The sequence below is a fragment of the Sporomusa sp. KB1 genome (genome assembly GCF_007830295.1).
Lineage (GTDB): Bacteria > Bacillota > Negativicutes > Sporomusales > Sporomusaceae > Sporomusa.
On the sequence record NZ_VLKC01000001.1, the window covers coordinates 606,529 to 626,708 of the forward strand.

Below are 20,180 nucleotides of genomic sequence, written 5' to 3' on the forward strand. Positions count from 1 at the left end.
CCTATATACTCCTTCATAATTAAAATAGCCGCAAATGGTTTTATTACTGCAATATGCCAATAGGAGAAGATACTATCAGCCTCTTTTTCCTATTTAGATTCAGAACTATAAGGTTTTCCCATCGCGCTTGGCCCAACCGTACGTCCGACTACTCCCGCAAGCACAAGCATTGTTAAAACATACGGCAGCATCATGAAAAATTGGTGTGGTATACCAATTCCAAAAGCCTGCAGGCGTAATTGCAGTGCATCAGCTAAACCAAATAGCAGCGACGCTCCCAAAATACCAAACGGATTCCAGTTACCTACAGTAACACTGGCCCATGCAACATAACCACGACCGGCTGTCATATTTTCCATGAACACAGATAACTGCGCAATTGACAAGAAAGCCCCGCCCAGGCCGCCCAGTAGCCCGGAAATAACAACCGCTATATAGCGTGTTTTAACTACACTGATCCCCAAGCTGTCGGCTGCGCGGGGATGTTCACCGACGGCGCGTAAAGTTAGTCCGAACGATGTTTTATATATCACGTAATAACAAAAGGGTACAAACAGCATAGCAATATATACTAACGCATTTTGATTGAAGAGAATTGGTCCTATAAACGGAATCTGGCTTAAAATAGGAATATCCTGAAAAGAAGCTACCTGGGATGGTTTTGCGCCAATATCGAAAACAATATTCAGCAAATAACTGGTAAGCCCAAGAAATAAAATGTTAATCCCTGTACCTGATACAACCTGGTCAACTTTTACGGTAATGCTCATAAAGCCTAGTATCAATGCAGCTGCCATTCCGCCTATCATACCAAAGAGGGCGCCAATCCAAGGACTGCCGGAAATATACGAGCCAAAAACGCCAAAAAAAGCACCCGTGACCATGATTCCCTCCAGAGCAAAATTAATAATTCCAACTCGGGAAGTAAACAATCCGCCAAGACCTGCAAGTAGAATCGGGGTCGACATACGAATTGCCGCCTGAATGAACCCAATTACATTAACTTCATCCATGTACCACATCCTCCTTAACGATACGAATGCTGTACTGGCGCAGCAGTGCATCCATTAATACAAACAAAATAACTAGACCCTGAATAACAAAAACCAAGGAAGCAGGAACCTGTGCCGTACGCTGCATCATGTTTGCTCCAACACGCAATGCGCCGAAAAACAAGGCCGCAATAACCACACCTGCCGGGTGCAGTTTACCCAGTAACGCAACTGCCATGGCATCAAAACCATAACCCGAACTAAAACCATTGACCAACCGGTGATGAATAGCCGCAACTTCAACCATTCCCGCCAATCCCGCAAATGCCCCGGATAGCCCCATAGCCAGCACTAGGTTCTTTTCTACATTAATACCGCTGGTATGGGCAGTTGTTTGACTTAACCCCACTGCGCGCATCTGATAGCCGATAGGTGATCGCCACAGGAGAAAATACACAACCAAAATAGCGATGATCGCAAACAACACGCCTAAATGAAACCTTGTACCAGTAACCATAATCGGTAGCCAAGCCTGTTTGGCGATCATTGCCGACTGAGGAAAATATCCGGGAGGTTCACGCAAAGGAATATCTAAGAGATATGTCACAAAAAAAATGGCAATATAGTTAAGCATAATGGTGTTAATTACTTCAGAAACACCCAATTTAGCCTTCAAATATCCCGGAATAGCACCCCACAGGCCACCGCCAAGCATGCCGGCAAGCATAACAAGAGGAATAAGTACAAAGCCTGGCAGCATAGTAAAGTAAATGCCTGCCAGTGTAGCCATAAGCCCCCCCATAACAATCTGTCCTTCCGCACCAATAGAAACGAGCCCTGTGCGGTAAGAAATAGTCAGACCCAACGCCGCAAGTAAGAGAGGTGTCGCTTTTACTACCGTCTCGGCAAAACTACGGAAATTGCCAAAAGCTCCGTCAATCATGCTCGTGTAGGCTAGAATCGGGTTAACGCCGGAAAGGGCAATAATTGCTGCCGAAACCAATAAAGCAAGAAATAGAGCAACCAGCGGCCCTATTAAGTCCGAAAACATAGTTTTTGTTTGTGGTTTTCGTTCAATCATAATTTGAGAATTTCCCAGCTTTATGTTCATTCACACACACCCAGCCTTTCTTGAGGAGTTCCTCCCATCATTAAACCAATATCTGTAATCGAAACTTCACCAGGAATAAACTGTCCCATAATCCGCCCTTCGTACATTACGATCACCCGGTCTGACACCAGCAATACTTCATCTAAATCAGCCGAAATCATTAAAACCGCGGCCCCTTTTTCTTTTTCTGCGAGCAATCGCCGATGAACGAATTCCGTTGCCCCAATGTCAAGTCCTCGTGTAGGCTGCACTGCCAAAATAAATTGAGGACTGCGGGTAAATTCACGCGCCAAAATAACCTTTTGCTGATTACCGCCGGAAAAATTGCGTATAATAGCATCATAATTAGGCGGCCGTACGTCAAATTCTTTAATAAGTTCTTGGGCAATATCCTGCATTTTTTGTGGCTGGAAAATACCCTTACACGTAAGCGGCGGCTCATCATAAGTATCAAGTGCCATGTTTTCCGCTACAGTAAAATCAAGTACCAATCCCTGCTTTAATCGATCTTCTGGAATGTGAGCCATACCAAGTTTAATTCTCTTGCGGATAGGCATATCGGTAATGTCTTTCCCGTTCAGACAAACTTGCCCTTTGGTTACTGCTCTCAACCCCATAATACTTTCGGCTAATTCCCGCTGACCATTACCATCAACACCGGCTACGCCTACAACTTCACCTTTTTTTATGCATAGTGAAAATTCATTAAGACATGACACCGGCAAATCACCTTCTGCACAAACGCCATGTAGTGCAAGCAAAGCTTCCGAACTGGCAACAGGCGTCTTGGCATATTCGAGAACAACGCTGCGTCCAACCATCATGTCCGCTAAAACCTCTTTGGTAATCTCTGCAGTTTGCACCACATCGACAAAACCGCCTTGGCGAAGTACTGTCACGCGGTTTGAAATTTGCATAACCTCCCATAATTTGTGTGAGATAAAAATCACCGATTTACCCATCGCCACAAATTGACGCAGAATCGTAAACAGTTCTTTAACCTCTTGGGGAGTGAGTACGGCTGTCGGTTCATCTAATATCAAGATGTCCGCTCCGCGGTAAATGGCCTTGAGTAGTTCTACCTTTTGCTGGGCACCAATGGATAAATCTTTTACTAAAGCCTTGGCATCTACCTGAAAGTTAAACTGGTCACTTAGCTGCTGTACTTTTTCTACAGCTTTCTCCATATCTAGTTTTTTAAGATTTGCCGTAAGACCCAAAATTACGTTTTCAGCTACCGTTAAAGTCGGCACCAGCATAAAATGCTGATGAACCATTCCTATGCCTAAACTAATGGCATCTTTGGGCGAATCAATATCGGTAAGCTGGCCTTTAAGATAAATTTCGCCTTCCTCAGGCCGATAAAACCCATAAAGAATATTCATTAGCGTCGTTTTTCCCGCGCCATTTTCACCAAGCAACGCATGAACTTCGCCTGACTTGACAAAAAAAGTTACTCCATTACAGGCTTTGACGTTGGCAAATTTTTTGGTAATATTACGCATTTCTAATATATTTTGAGTATCCATTTGTTCCTCCTCGCTAAAGTGCAGCACATAAGTACTGCACTTTAGTCATCAAGCAATTACTTTTCAAAAACTGATTTAGGTAATATACCTTGCGTTTTCAAGGAACCATCTTTGATCTTAGCCATAACTTCCTGGATTTTTTCCTTTGCCCCTGTCGGCAGCTTGGCATCATTGCCATGATAATCAGAAAGCAGAATTGCTCCTTCATTTATTCCCATCAGGTATAGCGCTGGTTTTGCTTCCTTATTGACTGCTTCTTTAATAATTGAATCAATCATTAAAGTAACGCTCTGAATTGCTGAAACAAACACAGTATCTGGAGCCACGTTATATTGATCACTAATATAGCCGATTGCCTTAATTTTCTTGGTTTTAGCAGCATCTATTACACCTAATGTAGCCTGATTTGCATTACCGCCCACAACGTCGGCACCTTGTTCAATCATAGCCATAGCCATTTCTTTACCTTTAGGCACATCTGTCATCGTTTCTGTAAAGCCTGTCAATACTTTAGCATTTGGATTTACGTATTTAGCACCAGCCTCAAACCCAATCAACCCGTCTTGGATGTGCGGTAATTTTGTCCCGCCAATCATCCCAACTACGTTTGTCTTGGTAATTAAACCAGCGACTGCACCTGCCAGAAAACCTGTCTGCGGTGTATTGAAACGCAAGGATAACATATTTGGTTCTTGAAAACTGTCGCCATTTACAACAGCAAACAATACGTTAGGGTACTGTGGTGCAATTTGTTTAACTACATCACTAAACTCAAAACCATGCAAAATAATTAAATCATACCCTTTATCAGCATAATCGCGAATTACAGATTCAAAGTCAGGCTGTGGTACATTCTCGGTATACGCCGTTTCTACCTTATATTTTTCTTTAGCCTGCATCAGTCCTTTGTACGCCGACTCATTCCAGCCAGCGTCATTAATTGGTCCCGTCATTACCATGGCAACCCGAAACGCTTTATTTGCTGCACTTTTTTCTTGTTTTGTTTGAGAACTGCATCCAGCCAAAACTCCCATAGAGAAAATAATAACCATTACCCATACTAACATCTGCTGTAATCTTGTTTGCTTCATAATAACCTCCTAATAATTTGTACCTTTTGCAGTGCAAACAGCTACGAAAAATATCCTGCTTGGACTACCAATTCATTTGCTTTTTGTTGTTCATCCACTAATACTTTTTCTTCGTCTACTTTTACAAAATTCCCATTATTAAGAACTACCCTCCCATTAATCATCACCTTTTCTACAGCTCTGTTTCCCCCGGAGTAAACCAGCGATGCAACTGGATCATGCACTGGACACATCCTAGCACACCGATAAGGATTAACTATAAAGAAATCTGCTTTTTTGCCGACTTCCAGCGATCCAATTTCTTTTTCCATGCCTATGCACTTTGCAGCATCTATTGTTGCCATTTCCAAAACACGCTGTGCGGTCATAGCCAAAGGATCAATCAAATGTACCTTTTGTAATAAAGCAGTGGTTTTAATTACCTCCAAAAGATCATTGCAATTATTGCTTGCGGCTCCATCAGTCCCCAAACTAACTGTTAAACCGGCCTGATGCATTTTAGGCACTGGAGCAACCCCTGAAGCCAGATACATATTAGAAACCGGATTATGAGAAACTTGAACTCCATACTTCTGAAACATCTTGAATTCTTCTTCTCCGGTTTTTACACAATGGACGGCCAATAACCGATTTGTTAACAGGCCGCTATTAATGAAATAGTCAAGTGCCGAAGTATTATATTTTTTGCGGCAAACAATCTCATCGGTATCAGTTTCATACATATGCATCATGACAGGAATGTCATATTGACGAGAAAATTCGCTTGTTTCCTGCAGGCTTTCTAAAGAAAGCGCCCAAGCCCCCGCCGGTGCCAGCCAAATGTTTGTCATCTGATCAGGCTTTTCAAATCTTTCCTTTAAGCGCAGGACATCTGAAAAAACGTTCTGTGTTTGTTCAATCAGTTCTGCAGGAAAACCGCTGTCGCGCCCGGTAGTACGAAAGCCCCGTCCGTAGACAAGCCTAACCCCTATATCCCGCATCACTGTAATTTCGCTATCAGACAAATTAGGAATCGGATGCACCTGCATATAATCGACAATTGTCGTCACACCAGAGCGAACGGCCTCAATCGCGCCGCCCGCCACCGCTGCCGCCAAATGGCTGTGCTTGAGGTGTATCCCTGCAGGCGCAATTACCTTATGCCACCAACTCTCTAAAGCAGTATCCGTTCCAAGCCCTTTTAAAAGATTCTGATATAGATGAGTGTGTGTGTTAACAAGACCGGGGAAAGCTATTTTTCCTGAACAATCTTGACTTTCTATATTACGTTCTTCGGCAAACTTGATTATTTCTGTAGAGGAACCAATCATTTTAATACGATCATCTTCCCATAAGATACCAGCATTTTTTATAATCCTTCTTGTTTCATCCATTGTTACCAGAGTTAATCCGTGCAAGGCACCGCAGGTTACTTTTTCTTCATTATTCATTATCTACAACTCACTTCCATAACATTTTCATTTTTACGATATCCGGATTAAACTTTACCGTCCCTAAGCATATTGGCTTATCTTCAATTGTGTAAAAGGTTTCCTTCCATGAAATCATCGCGCTTCCTGACATTATGCCAAATAAACATTCTTCAAATTTTCCTGCCACCATTGGACTAATTTCCTGGATGCCATGCGTCAATTTTTGCTGACAATACTCTTCAATAAATGAATTAAGATCAAATTGACTTTCTATTTCTGACCGCTCTCGAACAAAATAACAGTAAGAAATCCGATTCTGTGCATGTATCGCCGCTCTGCCATTAGCGTAAAAAGTTCGATCATATACAGCAATTTTACTGTCGATACTTATTTGCAAATCCTTTGCAACAGCAGCATCTGGTTTTTCCAAGCGTAACACTGAATAGGTTGAAGTTACACTATGTCCACCATCTTTCAGTAAATCTACAAAATCAGAAAAGCGGTCAATTCGCATCTTTGTTTCTAAGGTACTTTTATGAATAAAGTTACCCAACCCGTGTCGTTTACTGATGATTCCTTCCTTATTTAATTCGAGCAGCGCTTCGCGCAATGTCGCCAAACTGACCTGCAATAACTTTGCTAACTCATCTTCCGTCGGTAGTTTGTTGCCACAAATTTTATTTGTTTTAATCATTTCTAAAATAATATTTTTAACCAATTGAGCCCGCGTTAGAATCATATATTTAATTCTCCTATTCATCAGGTCACTGAATGACTTAATAAGCAAAAAAATACTACTAAAAAATGTAGCTCTGCAAATAATAAACTATTTGCAGAGCTACATCGCTCACTTATCTTCTATTAATTTTTATAATATACCATTTCGACAATTCTTGCAAGTACTATATAAAAAATAATAATATTAATTAGCATTTTTGCCCATGTTTCCATAGCATCTTCATCTTTACTATTTCCTGGTTAAACCTTACGTTACTAAGGCAAATCGGTATATCCTCTAGTGTATAAAATATTTCTTTCCAGGAAATCATAGGGCTTCCTATCTTAACGCCAAATAACTGTTGATCTTTTTTCTCAGCAAGAATAGGCGTAATTTCCTGAATGCCATGTGTCATTTTTTGCCCACAATATTCTTCAATATAAGAAGTTAGATTACTCTGCCCCTCTGCTGCCGGCTCCTTTACAAACCAGGAATAAGGTATTCTATTTTGAGCATAAATTGCAGCTTTGCCATCCGCAAGAAAAATCCGCTCACACATAACAATTTTACTATCCTTCGGTATATTCAGATCCTTAGCAATCTCCGAATCAGGCACAGCTAAGTGTGCACCAAAATAGGTTGAACTTGGCACATAGCCTCCGTCTTGCAATAAATCCGTAAAATCGGTAAATCGATCTATCCTCATTTTTGTTTCTAATGTACTTTTGTGAATAAAGTTTCCTAACCCATGCCGTTTACTGATAATGCCTTCTTTATTCAATTCTAAAAGTGCTTCCCGCAATGTCGCCAAACTAACTTGCAGTTGTTTGGTTAATTCATCTTCCGTCGGGAGCTTATTGCCCTTAATCTTATTTGTTTTAATCTTTTCTAAAATCTCGTATTTTGCCAACTGAACTCTGCTAACTGCTCTAATTTTCATCACCCTATCTAAAAGTTTCAGAACCATCATTTATACTAAATCCTGTTGTTTTACCGCAACTACAAATATAACTAATATTTACATTATAACCTTTTCGCAAAATTATACAATGTAACAAAAATAATTAATGTGCCCTAATGAATCGCTACCCCTTGCTAATACTGAGTTACTAAGCAAATACTTTATATACTTGTTCAGCCTGATTTTTACATGTATATGAATATGCTTATGAACAAAAATTCTTCTGGCTTTGCTAAAGATACGGTCTACCGATTCTTAAAATCCTTCCACATTAACTGGCTTCGTTTTACGTCGCTGCTTTAAATCTTCTTCTGTTACATTTTTATATTTGTCCCTGGCCCAATTAATTCAGCAACTGATCTGCATAGACCAGTCGAATGCCGGCAGCCTCCATTTCGGAGATCATCTCCCGCACCGCGATGACCGTATTGGGCCGGGCATGGCCGATAACAGTTACATTGCCATTTTTATGAGCCATATCAACTGCTTTACGCAGTTGTTTTTTTATTAGTTCTACATCTGAACTGTTATCCACAAACAACTCATTTTCCCCGCTTCTCACACCTAGCTGTCTCGCAACCTCTGCGCCCACCGTTGTGCCAATAGTGCGGCTGTCAATAAAAAACAGATTCTGTGATTTCAAAACCCCAAGTACAGCCTTCATGACCCGACGATCAGATGTTGCTCTTGAGCCTTGGTGGTTATTGACCCCTTTAACCCCTGGTACAGAAGCGAGAGCTTGGGCTACTGTCTGCTTGATTTCATCATCACTCATACTAACAGTGATCACGGTCGGCTCTGTCGCTGCGCTAGCGTCCATTGGCTCTAGCGGCAAATGCAGTATAACCAGGTGACCTGCACTCAGCGCTCTGGAGGCAGCCTCATTGCTATAGGTACGATAAGGCAAAACGGCAAAAGTAAATGGCCTTCCCATATCGGCAAAATCAGCAACAGGCCCCATGGTATAACCACAATCATCGATTACGATCGCCATATTTCCCGTCCCAGCTTCGCCCTTGGGTTTTGGTGGTGCAGCCTGCGGTAATGTGCCGTTAGCTTTAACAATATATAAGCGGTCAGTCACTATCGTAAGCGGCTCGCTATTAAGAACATCCTTAATTCCCACATCCATCCGTACAGCTGATACGCCATTATAATTATCCGGTTCATTCCCGATGACTTTACCGCCTGCTTTGCCAACCAACGGAGCCAGGGCCTGCTCAACTCCTTCCAAGGACATGGTTTCCGGGATCACCAGCAGCATACTCCGGGTATGCCAGCGGATACGTCCCTCCACCCCTTTGCGGGAAATTTCCCGTTGTTCCTCTTTACCTTCTTTCGGAGTTATAGACGCCTTTGCCAACCCCTTATCCACAGCAGTATGAATCTTGGAAGCCGTTGTTGTGAAGTCAACCACCACTCCCGCTCCCGTCTTTTCCAGTTCATAGCCAGGACCAGGTGACGGCAATTTTTCTGGTGTCTGCATTGTCTGATAATAGATAACAGCTGCTAAAAAAAGCACAATTACCGCTATCCATTTCCATTTATTATCTTTTTTCGCCATCGAAAATTCTCCTCGCCTATACACTTACTTTTCATAATAATTATATATTCCGCCTCCTACTATGTCTACTTATTCTAGTATTTAGCCACTTTACCTAAACGTAACATAAAGTTAACAAGACCTTAAATTACCAGGGGAGGAGAATTAGCTGGAAAGAATAACATGTATTATATTGAGTAAATTGTTTCTATCTTAGTACTAAGCCGCATCTTCCCGCAAAATGCATGTAGACAAAGGAGTATCTGCCATGAGCTTTCTAAAAAAATCTACTACTACTATCACCAGGTCACTAACTACTATAAAAACCTTCATAACTGCTACTCTGCCTGTAAAATTAAAATTTCATTACCAACTAAGTTTACGCACTAAGCTGCTTGCCGTTGTAGCTATCTTCTCCCTGTTATCAATTAGCATTGGCATCGTTGGCTTGCATGGCATAAAAGCATCCAACGATGCTTTGAGGAGCATGTACACTAGTCGCATTATAACCCTACAAGAACTTAAGCTTATGTCTGACGCACTTACAGTGAATGTTGTAGAAACCTGTCATAAGATTAGTGACGGCCATATGGCCTGGGCTCTGGGCCGAAACAAACTTACTGAAGGCACCACAATTATTAAGCAGCAGTGGACCACTTACAAAAACCATGTAGCTACAACTGAAGAAGAACGGCTGGTTGCTCAGATAGACGGTTTTTTAGGAATTGCTGAGGGTGCACTTGCCAATGCCACTACCATCATGATAAAAGAAGACAAACAAGCGTTGAATGCTTTTATGATTGAAGAATTATACGCAAGTATTGAGCCAGTCTCAGGTAAACTGTCTGAACTCATGGACCTCCAACTGGAATTAGCCCAAAAAGAATATCAAGCCGCTACTGACAGATATCATTGGCTCATCGTGCTGTTTTCAATCATGATTATCGCCGGACTAAGCACAGCCATTGCCTTGGTCCTATTTATCCTCCAACGAACTCTCCGCGAAATCCACGATATGGTTACTTACGTCGAACAAGTGGCTACAGGTAATCTGGCAATGCCCGAAATTTCTATCACCGCTAATGATGAGCTGGGACGTCTGGGTATTGCCATCAATGCCATGGTCATTAACCTGAATTCATTGGTAGGAACCGTTTCCTCATCAGCGAATCAGGTAGTGATTGCCTCAGAGGAAACAGCAGCATCTGTTGAGCAGGTCTCGACTACCGCTACTGAGTTGGCAGGTTATAGTACCGACTTGGCCGCTGCTGCTGCTGTCGGCACAGTTTCGGTTATCGAAGTATCTAAATCATTATTAGAACTCTCCTCACTCATTGAAATTGCCAAGCGTGAAGCCACGTCAGCGGTAGCTAACTCACAATCGACACTGAACACCGCCCTGGACAGCCGTCGAACCATGGCCAGTACCGTTGTCCGCATGAATAACATCCGGAGCAAAACACTGGAAACCGAGGAGCTTATTGGAACCCTTAATCAATATATCGCCAAAATTGGTGCTATTACCGACACCATAACAAGTATTGCCTCCCAAACAAGCTTGCTTTCTCTAAATGCGGCTATCGAAGCTGCCCGGGCAGGTGAGGCTGGCCGCGGTTTCGCGGTAGTAGCACAAGAAGTCAAAAAGCTGGCCGAGCAATCTACGCAGGGAGCCACTGAGGTTGCGGCACTTATTCAAAGAATAAAGGAAAGCACTGCTGACGCCGTTCAGGCTATGCAAGGCAGCCGAGCCGAAGTGGAAAATGGCGTAGCCAGTGCCGGTCAGGCTCAGCAGGCGTTAAATGATATTTTTTCAGCAGTAACCAGCACCGTAACTGACATTGAAGCCGTGCTGTCCATCACCGATGAAGAAGTCACCCATTCAGATAGGATTATTGATTTAATTGACTCTTTGGCAACTGTAATTGAAAATACGGCAGAACAGGCCGAAACAGTCTCAGCAAACACCAAACAGACCGCTGCTGTCATGGATTCGCTGGCAGTCAATTCTACTCAAACCAATCAAATGGCGGCTAGCTTAAAAGTTGCCATTGAATTCTTTACGACAGACAATAAAAATATGAATCATTTGGAGGTATAAGAGAATGGAAAATCACGTATTTCATATTGAAAACAGTCAGGTCATCGCAAATTTGACAGGCAGCTTGCAAGGAGAAGCAGCCGCCCAGCTCCGGGCGACGCTGCTAACGTATATCGCAGACGGCTACAACAATTTTACAGTTGATTTTTCCCATGTAAGCAATATTGATTCAACCGGATTGGGTATTCTTGTTACTATTCAAAAACGCGCCCTACAAAGTGGCGGCAGCATCACTCTTCAAGGCCTGCACGGCACAGTCAAAACTGCCTTTGACCGCACCCGGCTGAGTAAAGCCTTTACCATTGCCGATGCTGAGCATGCAGTAGCATAAAGGAAATTCCAAGCCATAAATTAGTCATTTTTTGCAATATTCTAGTTTACTTAGTAAAATTTACAAGGAATTTTACTAAGTAAACTAGAATATATCCTTTAAAATCATTAGTTTATGGAAGGAGTTTACTATGGAATCTCGAACCTGCCCAGTATTAATCTGTGATGACTCAATGCTTATTCGAAAAAAACTCCGGGCCACACTTGAAGCAATGCACTGCCAGGTTTATGAAGCCAAAAATGGCCTTGAGTGTGTTGAAATGTTCAAATTACACACCCCTAACACAGTATTTTTGGATATTGTAATGCCTGAACTTGACGGCCTGGAAGCCCTTAAGCAAATCAAACAATGTGACAAAAGTGCACGTGTTATTATGCTGTCATCAACCGGCACTGCCAAAAAACTTCTCGAAGCCCTTAAAAATGGCGCTACTGATTTTATCCAAAAACCCTACACCAAAGACCAAATTGCCAAAGCGATTGGTTATATTGAATAAAAGGAGCTAATGATGTATACACAATATTTGGGTCAATACCTAATTAATACAAGCCTCATTTCTGCCGACCAGCTTTGCGAGTTACTGTCATTAGCCGAATCAACCCATGTAAAGCTTGGAGTTTTAGCCATTGATAACGGACTTATGACAGCAAGTCAAGTTGAAGAAGTACATGGCCTGCAACGAACGATGGATCGCCGGTTTGGCGAAATTGCCATCACCAAAGGCTATCTTACCCAGACGCAGGTTGATAGCCTGCTTTCCCAACAAGACAGCCGCCATTTGAGCCTAAGTCAGGCAATTATTGATAAAGGCTACCTTACATTATCACAATTAGAAACAGCACTTACTCAATTTAAGCAGGATACCCAGTTATCTACCGAACAACTCCAAGCTATGCAGACTGGCAATGTGGATGAAATCGTTCGTTTATTTCTAGATTTTCCTGATAATGATGTTCCCCAGTTCTACTATGATTATGTCGCACTTTTCCTGAAAAACTGCATTCGCTTCCTCAATGAACGCCCTGTACTGTCTTGGCCGCAACCGTTAAACCAAACAGCTGATGGCTGGTATATCTCCCAACAAGCGATTGGCAACTATACCGTTTCTACTGGAATAATCCTCAGCGATGCCGGGCTTATTGATGTTGCCAGCCGTTTCAGCCAAGAGACGTTAACCCATGTGGATGAACTGGCAAAAGATAGCGTAAGTGAATTCCTGAATTTGCATAATGGTATCTTTCTTATTAATGTATCAGATAAAGGCTTCAATCTTGATTTGCAACCGCCAGCAATAACGCCTAATACCGGTCATTATACAGGATACCGGATTCCAATCACTCTTTCCAGCGGGTGCATTGAACTTGTACTCTCTATTGCCTGATCACGAAAATATAAAAGGCACCCTAGTGTAGGAATAAATCCACAATAGAGTGCCTTTTATATTTTATGAGCGGAAATTAATGCACTGCAGCTCGATACCAAAATCTTTCTCTTTGAGCTTTTGAATAACGGCCTGCAAATCATCCTTTTTCGCGCCTGTTACCCGTAACTGATCATCCATAATCTGGGCCTGGACTTTCAGCTTCTGTTCTTTAATATAGCTGACAACCTCTTTGGCCTTTTCTTTGCTGATGCCCTTTTGAATGGTGACAGTTTGCTTTACTGTGCCACTGAAAGCAGACTCAATTTTACCAACATCCAGACACTTTAGCGGAACATTGCGTTTAACCATCTTGCTTCTAAGAATATCAAGCATGGCTCCCAGCTTATAGTCATCTTCAGCCGACAATTTTAAGGATTCTTTATCCAAAACCATTTCCGCTTTGCTGCCTTTGAAATCGTAACGCTGCCCAATCTCTTTCGTTGCCTGATTGACTGCATTATCCATCTCTTGCAGATCTACTTCTGATACAATATCGAAGGAACAATCCTTTGCCATAAATTATAACTCCTTTCCTACGAAAATATAGTCCAAAAATATAATACCATATTTCTCTATTTTCTCCAAAAAAACCTGCTATTAATGAGCAAGGTACCCTTTCGCCCACGTTAGCATAGGATAATAAAGGAAAATAAGGGAGGAATTATGTAATTACCTTTGCGTAAAACTCAAGTTTTTCAAAAATCTATTTTGAAACTCCGGCTGTGCGGCCAGTTCTATATAGCTGACTTTATTGGCTATACTAACGCATCTCTGCATTTTTTCTGCAGATAATAGTGCCTGAACTGCACCTGTCCCGGCCGCATTCCCAACAGAACGGATAGCCTCTCTTTTGAATCCTGGTAACAAGCCAATTGTTAAGGCACTATCAATATCAACATAATTCCCAAAGGCACCCGCTAAGCATACTTCCTTGTATTGAGTTTCAGCAGGCATCCTATCTATTAAAAATTGGATACCGGTGCATATTGACGATTTTACCAGTTGGAGCTGACGCACATCATTCTGCGTAATTGAAATGTCAGCCCCACTGGCACTATTTTCTCCTTCATAAAGAACAAATTCCCATTGACCATCCTTTTCTTTCAACCGTTGCCGTAGATGGTCTGGTAAGTTTGCCCGCTCAGGCTTGTTAAACCGTCCGCTCTCCTGCAATATACTATTTTTTACCATCTCACCAATGGCCTTTACAATGCCTGAACCACAGATACCAGTAGGTGTAACATTGCCAATTACTTGAACAGACACAGCCTGCTCGGTTATCGTGACATCACTAATAGCACCATCTGCCGCCCTCATACCGTCCCGGATATGAGCCCCTTCAAAGGCAGGCCCGGCTGCCGTCGAACAGACATACAGCTTTTTTCCATCCCCGAGAGCCATCTCGCCATTAGTGCCTAAATCTACCATTAGTATTGGTTCTACCGCAATATCCTGATCTACAGCCAGAATAGCTGCCGTCGTATCTGAGCCAACAAAGCTGGCAATATTCGGCAGCATAATAATTTTCCCTTGTGGATTTATATCCAGTTCCAGCGCCTTGGGACTAAGCGGCGATATATAATTAAACAGAGCGGCATATGGCTTTCGCACCAGCGTCGACGGTGAAATTGCCAATACTAAATGTGCCATCGTAGCATTACCAGCAATGGTTCCGGCATAAATATGGTTTTGTGTCACCTCCACTGAGCTGCATAACTCAGCGATAATTTGATTTAAACAATGCCGGATAAGCTCCGACAGCCGTTCCAGCCCGCCCTCCAGTTCATGCGTAGCTTGAATCCGGGAAATAACATCAGCCCCCATTGCGGCTTGCGGATTATTTTTAGAGCATACTGCAACTATCTTTTTGGCGTTAATATCTACCAGCATGCCTACAACGGTAGTTGTACCGATATCAAATGCCACACCATACAGCATACTTGACGTATCCCCTGCTTCAACTGCAATAACCTTACTATCAAGCATTGTAACGGTTATGAGCTTAGGGTTTGTTTCCAGCACTTCACTTAATTGCCGCAGTATTGCAGCACTCGCAATATTCCCCGTGTTGTCGAAAACACTATCAGTTGGTTTACTTTTTCCTAGCGCCTGACGAATCATCTCCTGCAAAGAATAATGATTATCTACAGTAGGATAGGCCGGTGCCAAAACAACCTTTTTGAGTAAAGGCATATCATCGTCAATAACTATTTCAAAAGCTTGTCCTTTTTGACTTACCTCCGCCCTTTTCAGTACAATGGTGATATCGCCCTGGGGATAAACCTGGCACGCCTGATACATATTGTCCTTATCCGGCTGAATTTCAATTCCGTCTTTACCGCTAACAGGGCCCTCAAGAACCTGTATTTTACACTTACCGCATGTACCTCTGCCACCACAGTTAGCTTCAAGAAATATGCCGCCATCAATGAGAGCACGCAAAATTGTTTTTTCCCGCTCGCATGGCAAAGATCGTTCTTCGCCTTCAATACGTAATGTATACACTGAAGATGCCTCTATCATGTGTAAACCCTCTTTCGCTTCTTAAAATAGTAAAACTATAAATAGAAACCAAAAAGAAGAACCACTACTTTACGCTGGTAGTTCTTCTTTTGGCAGAATGTATGTAACACGCCTCTAACGGGAGTAGAGACGCCGAAACATCATGGTAGTATCACAATTAGCAATTGCCACAGCTGTCCCTGCGTAAAATGGCGAGTGAATCATTCACTATTTCTTCTACAGTCTTTTTACTATGCCCAAAAACTAATACATTGATATCCAAACTAACACTATTAAATTCACTGGATAAGCCAGTTTGCCACTCGGCCGACGACTTTACGTCCAGGTGGTCAAGTCTTGTAAGCGATAAAAACAGAAACTCTTCATTCGTTACTTTGGCAAGCACCTTAATATGGCCCACGATAATACCATTATGGGCTAAAGGTCTGCCAAGATCTTGGATCAGTTGCTTTACAAGTTTTTCAACATTTAACTTGGTAACAGGCTTATCAAAGCTAATGGTATGAGTTTTACTAAAAACGGTAGCATCAGTTAGGGTTGTAGGTGTCTGTTTGCTGTTGATTTTGAATTTGTGTTTGAGTTTATTCAAAGCGAATTACCTCCTCTATTATATCTGGAGGCAATTTATCTGCTGCACTGGCTACCTTAATCGGTGCAGTGTTGACTAGTTCACGAATGTCATTGATAATTTCCGTCCTGTCAGAACCAGCAATATCGGCCTTGTTAATAATAACAAGGTCTGTTTTCTCTACCTGTCCGGTAACAAGGGGGCCAAGAACTTCTTTTAACTCCGGCCAACGCCCCATATCAACAATCGTTATTGTCTTAAACCCGGTATAAAAGTTGCAATATTCATTAATCAATTTAGCGATATTACCAGGAATTGCTAACCCGGTCATCTCAATGATCAGCCAATCCGGCTTAATAGTTTCATTGATCTCTCTTACCGCAGTTATTAGGTCACTTGTAATTTGACAGCATACGCAGCCACCAAACAGCGGCCTTACTTGTAAGCCGCTATCAGCTAACAACTTATCATCAATACCGGCTTCGCCAATTTCGTTTTCAATAAGAGCTACTGTCTCATGCTTATTTTCGGTAATATATTTGGCAATTTGCAGTATTGTGGTAGTTTTACCTGAACCTAAGAACCCGCCGAACAGTAAAATACGCATTCATTCCCCACCTTTACCTACTCACGTAAGCTATCTAATAGTTACAAAACCAGTATACCATCTATCTACCAAGTTAGGAAGTATCTTGGAGCCGCTACCGAAATAATCCGGATTGCCCTGCAACCCGGATTATTTCTAGAATAAATAGTATTTCTTGGCAGTGCATACTATGCTATTACTAGTTGGGGATCATACCACCTAGTTAATGCCCGAAGCTTTCTTGGACATTTCAACTGCGTCATAAGCATTCTTACAATAGCCGTCTGCTGCGCACCATGTAGCAACACTTTCGTCAACCGGGCCGCCGCCAACCAGAATAGTTGCTTTTGTACCAGTAGCTTTTACCGCTGCTACAGTTTCTTTCATCACATCAAAAGCAGTTGTCAACAGACAGAACATGCCAACTACGTCCGGATTATGAGTTTTTACTGCCTCAATAAAGGTTTCGATCGGGGCATCGACACCAATATCCACGACTTTGAAACCGTTACAGCTTAGAATTGTAGAAACAATATTTTTACCGATATCATGAATATCATCTTTTACAGTTCCCAGGATAACTGTGCCAACAGCTTTTTTATCGCCGTTATCTGCAAGGGCCGAACCCAGAAGAGCGGCTGCATTTGAAAACACTTCGGCAGACATAATCAATTCGGACAGGTAGTAGTCACCAGCTTCATACAGTTTGCCTACGCCTTCCATACCTTCTTGCAGCTGCCCAAGAATCTCAACTGCTGACACACCGGCTGCAAGTTGTTCATTTACTGACGAAATTACTAAATCTTCCTCTAATTCAATTACCGCTTTTACCAAATCAATATTTGCCATTTCAAATTCCCCCATATCATTAATTTATTTTAAATTAGATACGATACTCGTTGCGTCACCTGCATCACAGGCTTATTCATAAATTCCTTTTCTATGAGCCTTAAGATAGTTTTTACAAAATCTATCATTGCCTAGTAAAGCTTGTCCTGCGTATACCACGCCCATCATAGCTTTATCTGTTGGGTTAAGTATATAGCCATCCATTCCTACAGTCATGGTTTGAACTACAAATAAGCGATTGAGAACAGCCCGATTAGGAAAACCGTAGGAGATATTGCTCAAACCACAGGTAAGGTGTACTGCGGGATATTTTTGCTTAATAGCATAAATAGCATCCAATACAGATTTGCCATACTTATCATTGGTGCTTAATGGCTTAATCAGTGGATCAAGGTAGATATCGTCTTGCTGAATTCCCTCTTTTTCCATGTCGTCAACCAACTTGCTGGCAATTCGTAAACGGTCTTCAGCAGTTTCCGGCATGCCGGCATCTTCAATACAAAGAGCGACTATCTTTGCGTTGAACTCCTTTACCAGAGGAATAACTGCTTGGTAGCGCTTCTCTTCAGCAGTTGTGGAATTAATCATTCGCTTGCCATTAGTAGTCTTGGCCAGCATTAACCCGGCTTTTAAAGCATTCTCGTCAGGACTATCGATACATAGAGGTATGTCGGTAACCTCTTGGATGGTATTTACCAGCCATTCCATACATTCAATTTCCTGTCCGACCATTGTTCCGCAGTTTACGTCCAGATAATTAGCACCGGCTGCCGCTTGCTGTTTGGCAACCTCTTGGATGTATGCTGCGTTCCTTGCTTCTACTGCTTCACGAATCGCCTTGCGGCTAGTGTTAATGAGTTCTCCGATTATTAACATGTAAGCTTTATTCCTCCAATCATTTTTATACGTTGTATATACATCTATATGTATAATAACGCTAGCCTTACATCTTGTCAATACTATTTATCTCATATTTCAAAAAAATCATACATTCTCAGTTGTCCACATGCTTTAGATCTGTTAAAACACAAAGAAACCAGACAATTAAGCCTGGTTTCTCATAAAGACTTTACTGCGGCTTATACACAAATACTATTCGTAATGGAAGAAGAATTAGTCATTATCGATGACGTTGAAATTATTAAATATGGCATAACGCTTCCCAAACGTTAATACATATTAACCGCAAAAGCAGCCGGAAACGGGGTGTGCACGTTCCCGGCTGTTTTATGCTTACCCTAATTATCTAAATTTGTAATTGTATGAAATGTTAACCGTGCTTCACCACATCAACATCTACAACATAAACCAGCCCTCGCGTGACCATTTCAGATATAGCCGGCAACACAGCGCTGATTTTTTCCTCTGTATCGACCGCTTCGATAACCATAGGCAGATCAGCCGACAAATCTAAAATCCCTACTTTTTTGATGAGTTTGTCCACTCCGTATCCTTCAACGCCTCGACTAGCCGTAACCCCGGCAATACCGGACTCTTTGAGTTTATAAATTATCGCGTGATAAAGATTTTTTCCCTCATATTTTTGCAGTTCTCCAACGTAAATTTTCAGTAGTTTACACTTTCCCGACTGCAATATCATATCAATTCCCTCCTTCTTTTTAAGCCCCGCAGAGATAACCGATGCCGCAGCACAATAGCCCGACGATCACGCTTCCGGCAACATAATTGAAAAAGTTTTTCCATTCCCCATCTTCCACCAACCGGATACTTTCATACGCAAAAGTTGAGTGTGTCGTGTAAGCACCTAAAAAACCAATTTGAAAACCATAGCGTTCGATGATGACCCGGTTAATTGGAAGGCCCGCAATATGGGCAACCGATAAACCGAGAAGAAACGAACCGGTTATGTTAATTAAAAAGGTCGCCAAGGGAAATGTCATAAAATAATGTCTGCCTACTATCAGTCCAATGCTATATCGTGCCAAGGCGCCCGCAATGCCACCAACACCAATGATGAATATTTCCATACTGTTACCCCTCCATATCACCAATAGTTTCTATATCCGCCTGTCTATTGGCCTTGATTTTTTCAACACCACGGGCGGCAACAAAACCGAATGCCGACATGGCAATGCACAAAAAAATACTGGAAAATAAATATAACCCAACGTACCAATATTGATGAGCGAAAAATAATTGAACCGTTTCTAGAGAAAATGTAGAAAATGTCGTAAATGCACCGAGGAACCCAGTGGAAAATCCCAATCGAAGAAACGGACTGATTACTAATAAGTCTAAAGTAACAGTAAGAAATAGGGACAATATAAAGCAGCCCAGCAAATTAATAACCAGTGTTCCCCATGGAAATCCTGTACTGTTTACTAAGTCAACAAAGAGTTGACCCATACCAAACCGGGCTATAGCTCCCAGAAAACCACCAACCGCTACTGCAAAATATCTCACAAGCTTCACCTCCTCTCGGTG

At 42.0% G+C, this 20,180-nt stretch carries 21 protein-coding genes; 4 read left to right on the top strand and 17 right to left on the bottom strand.

Annotation, left to right across the window (positions count from 1 at the left end; genetic code table 11):
- Positions 1 to 89: 89 nt before the first annotated feature.
- The 8 genes from SALPA_RS02695 to SALPA_RS02730 form a co-directional block, all read right to left on the bottom strand.
- Positions 90 to 1,013 carry an ABC transporter permease gene (locus SALPA_RS02695; protein ID WP_145089486.1) on the bottom strand — a complete coding sequence of 308 codons (924 nt, stop codon included), beginning with the start codon at positions 1,011 to 1,013 and terminating at the stop codon, positions 90 to 92.
- A complete protein-coding gene (locus tag SALPA_RS02700; protein ID WP_145089489.1) occupies positions 1,006 to 2,103 on the bottom strand; it encodes an ABC transporter permease in 1,098 nt (365 codons plus the stop codon). Before SALPA_RS02700 ends, SALPA_RS02695 begins: the two co-directional genes overlap by 8 nt.
- Positions 2,100 to 3,632 carry an ABC transporter ATP-binding protein gene (locus SALPA_RS02705; RefSeq protein WP_145089492.1) on the bottom strand — a complete coding sequence of 511 codons (1,533 nt, stop codon included), beginning with the start codon at positions 3,630 to 3,632 and terminating at the stop codon, positions 2,100 to 2,102. Before SALPA_RS02705 ends, SALPA_RS02700 begins: the two co-directional genes overlap by 4 nt.
- Before the next feature lie 56 nt (positions 3,633 to 3,688).
- Positions 3,689 to 4,723, bottom strand: coding sequence for a BMP family protein (locus SALPA_RS02710; RefSeq protein ID WP_145089495.1), 1,035 nt, complete (start codon positions 4,721 to 4,723; stop codon positions 3,689 to 3,691).
- A 41-nt stretch (positions 4,724 to 4,764) separates the two neighbouring features.
- On the bottom strand, positions 4,765 to 6,153 hold the full coding sequence (locus SALPA_RS02715) for an amidohydrolase family protein (RefSeq protein WP_145089499.1): 1,389 nt from the start codon (positions 6,151 to 6,153) through the stop codon (positions 4,765 to 4,767).
- A 10-nt stretch (positions 6,154 to 6,163) separates the two neighbouring features.
- A complete protein-coding gene (locus SALPA_RS02720; protein ID WP_186450880.1) occupies positions 6,164 to 6,874 on the bottom strand; it encodes a GntR family transcriptional regulator in 711 nt (236 codons plus the stop codon).
- A gap of 187 nt (positions 6,875 to 7,061) precedes the next feature.
- The gene (locus tag SALPA_RS02725) at positions 7,062 to 7,823 is read right to left on the bottom strand and encodes a GntR family transcriptional regulator (RefSeq protein WP_145089505.1); all 762 of its coding nucleotides are present in this window, start codon (positions 7,821 to 7,823) and stop codon (positions 7,062 to 7,064) included.
- A gap of 334 nt (positions 7,824 to 8,157) precedes the next feature.
- A complete protein-coding gene (locus SALPA_RS02730; protein ID WP_145089508.1) occupies positions 8,158 to 9,378 on the bottom strand; it encodes a divergent polysaccharide deacetylase family protein in 1,221 nt (406 codons plus the stop codon).
- Between the two features lie 247 nt (positions 9,379 to 9,625).
- Between SALPA_RS02730 and SALPA_RS02735 the strand changes: the two genes are divergently transcribed.
- The 4 genes from SALPA_RS02735 (at position 9,626) to SALPA_RS02750 (ending at position 13,167) form a co-directional block, all read left to right on the top strand.
- The gene (locus SALPA_RS02735) at positions 9,626 to 11,455 is read left to right on the top strand and encodes a methyl-accepting chemotaxis protein (RefSeq protein ID WP_186450881.1); all 1,830 of its coding nucleotides are present in this window, start codon (positions 9,626 to 9,628) and stop codon (positions 11,453 to 11,455) included.
- A gap of 4 nt (positions 11,456 to 11,459) precedes the next feature.
- Positions 11,460 to 11,786: an STAS domain-containing protein gene (locus SALPA_RS02740; protein ID WP_145089514.1), complete on the top strand. Its 327-nt coding sequence runs from the start codon at positions 11,460 to 11,462 to the stop codon at positions 11,784 to 11,786.
- A gap of 130 nt (positions 11,787 to 11,916) precedes the next feature.
- Positions 11,917 to 12,282: a response regulator gene (locus tag SALPA_RS02745; RefSeq protein ID WP_145089517.1), complete on the top strand. Its 366-nt coding sequence runs from the start codon at positions 11,917 to 11,919 to the stop codon at positions 12,280 to 12,282.
- Positions 12,283 to 12,291: 9 nt separating this feature from the next.
- Positions 12,292 to 13,167, top strand: coding sequence for a hypothetical protein (locus tag SALPA_RS02750; protein ID WP_145089520.1), 876 nt, complete (start codon positions 12,292 to 12,294; stop codon positions 13,165 to 13,167).
- Positions 13,168 to 13,230: 63 nt separating this feature from the next.
- Here SALPA_RS02750 and SALPA_RS02755 read toward each other — a convergent pair whose 3' ends face one another.
- From SALPA_RS02755 to crcB, 9 genes are all read right to left on the bottom strand, one after another.
- Positions 13,231 to 13,725, bottom strand: coding sequence for a YajQ family cyclic di-GMP-binding protein (locus SALPA_RS02755; protein ID WP_021171358.1), 495 nt, complete (start codon positions 13,723 to 13,725; stop codon positions 13,231 to 13,233).
- 153 nt (positions 13,726 to 13,878) lie between these two features.
- The gene (locus SALPA_RS02760) at positions 13,879 to 15,732 is read right to left on the bottom strand and encodes an ASKHA domain-containing protein (protein WP_145089523.1); all 1,854 of its coding nucleotides are present in this window, start codon (positions 15,730 to 15,732) and stop codon (positions 13,879 to 13,881) included.
- A 157-nt stretch (positions 15,733 to 15,889) separates the two neighbouring features.
- Positions 15,890 to 16,321 (bottom strand): hypothetical protein, encoded by a 432-nt coding sequence (locus SALPA_RS02765; RefSeq protein ID WP_145089526.1) that lies wholly within the window; start codon positions 16,319 to 16,321, stop codon positions 15,890 to 15,892.
- Positions 16,314 to 16,907 carry a GTP-binding protein gene (locus tag SALPA_RS02770; RefSeq protein ID WP_145089529.1) on the bottom strand — a complete coding sequence of 198 codons (594 nt, stop codon included), beginning with the start codon at positions 16,905 to 16,907 and terminating at the stop codon, positions 16,314 to 16,316. The genes SALPA_RS02765 and SALPA_RS02770 overlap by 8 nt, the downstream gene beginning before the upstream one ends.
- A 198-nt stretch (positions 16,908 to 17,105) precedes the next feature.
- Positions 17,106 to 17,735 (bottom strand): B12-binding domain-containing protein, encoded by a 630-nt coding sequence (locus SALPA_RS02775; RefSeq protein ID WP_145089532.1) that lies wholly within the window; start codon positions 17,733 to 17,735, stop codon positions 17,106 to 17,108.
- Positions 17,736 to 17,807: 72 nt separating this feature from the next.
- Positions 17,808 to 18,611: a methyltetrahydrofolate cobalamin methyltransferase gene (locus SALPA_RS02780; protein WP_145089535.1), complete on the bottom strand. Its 804-nt coding sequence runs from the start codon at positions 18,609 to 18,611 to the stop codon at positions 17,808 to 17,810.
- A gap of 394 nt (positions 18,612 to 19,005) precedes the next feature.
- Positions 19,006 to 19,335: a DUF190 domain-containing protein gene (locus tag SALPA_RS02785; protein WP_145089538.1), complete on the bottom strand. Its 330-nt coding sequence runs from the start codon at positions 19,333 to 19,335 to the stop codon at positions 19,006 to 19,008.
- A gap of 19 nt (positions 19,336 to 19,354) precedes the next feature.
- On the bottom strand, positions 19,355 to 19,723 hold the full coding sequence (locus SALPA_RS02790; RefSeq protein WP_145089541.1) for a CrcB family protein: 369 nt from the start codon (positions 19,721 to 19,723) through the stop codon (positions 19,355 to 19,357).
- Positions 19,724 to 19,727: 4 nt separating this feature from the next.
- A complete protein-coding gene (gene crcB, locus SALPA_RS02795; protein ID WP_222427841.1) occupies positions 19,728 to 20,159 on the bottom strand; it encodes a fluoride efflux transporter CrcB in 432 nt (143 codons plus the stop codon).
- Between the last annotated feature and the right edge of the window lie 21 nt (positions 20,160 to 20,180).

Coding starts and splice junctions, on each gene's coding strand:
- SALPA_RS02775 (WP_145089532.1), bottom strand. CDS start 17,735: ATGGCAAATATTGATTTGGTAAAAGCGGTAATTGAATTAGAGGAAGAT.
- SALPA_RS02735 (WP_186450881.1), top strand. CDS start 9,626: ATGAGCTTTCTAAAAAAATCTACTACTACTATCACCAGGTCACTAACT.
- SALPA_RS02730 (WP_145089508.1), bottom strand. CDS start 9,378: ATGGCGAAAAAAGATAATAAATGGAAATGGATAGCGGTAATTGTGCTT.
- SALPA_RS02770 (WP_145089529.1), bottom strand. CDS start 16,907: ATGCGTATTTTACTGTTCGGCGGGTTCTTAGGTTCAGGTAAAACTACC.
- SALPA_RS02785 (WP_145089538.1), bottom strand. CDS start 19,335: ATGATATTGCAGTCGGGAAAGTGTAAACTACTGAAAATTTACGTTGGA.
- SALPA_RS02750 (WP_145089520.1), top strand. CDS start 12,292: ATGATGTATACACAATATTTGGGTCAATACCTAATTAATACAAGCCTC.
- SALPA_RS02780 (WP_145089535.1), bottom strand. CDS start 18,611: ATGTTAATAATCGGAGAACTCATTAACACTAGCCGCAAGGCGATTCGT.
- SALPA_RS02740 (WP_145089514.1), top strand. CDS start 11,460: ATGGAAAATCACGTATTTCATATTGAAAACAGTCAGGTCATCGCAAAT.
- SALPA_RS02745 (WP_145089517.1), top strand. CDS start 11,917: ATGGAATCTCGAACCTGCCCAGTATTAATCTGTGATGACTCAATGCTT.
- SALPA_RS02720 (WP_186450880.1), bottom strand. CDS start 6,874: ATGATTCTAACGCGGGCTCAATTGGTTAAAAATATTATTTTAGAAATG.
- SALPA_RS02695 (WP_145089486.1), bottom strand. CDS start 1,013: ATGGATGAAGTTAATGTAATTGGGTTCATTCAGGCGGCAATTCGTATG.
- SALPA_RS02790 (WP_145089541.1), bottom strand. CDS start 19,723: ATGGAAATATTCATCATTGGTGTTGGTGGCATTGCGGGCGCCTTGGCA.
- SALPA_RS02755 (WP_021171358.1), bottom strand. CDS start 13,725: ATGGCAAAGGATTGTTCCTTCGATATTGTATCAGAAGTAGATCTGCAA.
- SALPA_RS02715 (WP_145089499.1), bottom strand. CDS start 6,153: ATGAATAATGAAGAAAAAGTAACCTGCGGTGCCTTGCACGGATTAACT.
- SALPA_RS02700 (WP_145089489.1), bottom strand. CDS start 2,103: ATGAACATAAAGCTGGGAAATTCTCAAATTATGATTGAACGAAAACCA.
- SALPA_RS02705 (WP_145089492.1), bottom strand. CDS start 3,632: ATGGATACTCAAAATATATTAGAAATGCGTAATATTACCAAAAAATTT.
- SALPA_RS02760 (WP_145089523.1), bottom strand. CDS start 15,732: ATGATAGAGGCATCTTCAGTGTATACATTACGTATTGAAGGCGAAGAA.
- SALPA_RS02725 (WP_145089505.1), bottom strand. CDS start 7,823: ATGATGGTTCTGAAACTTTTAGATAGGGTGATGAAAATTAGAGCAGTT.
- SALPA_RS02710 (WP_145089495.1), bottom strand. CDS start 4,723: ATGAAGCAAACAAGATTACAGCAGATGTTAGTATGGGTAATGGTTATT.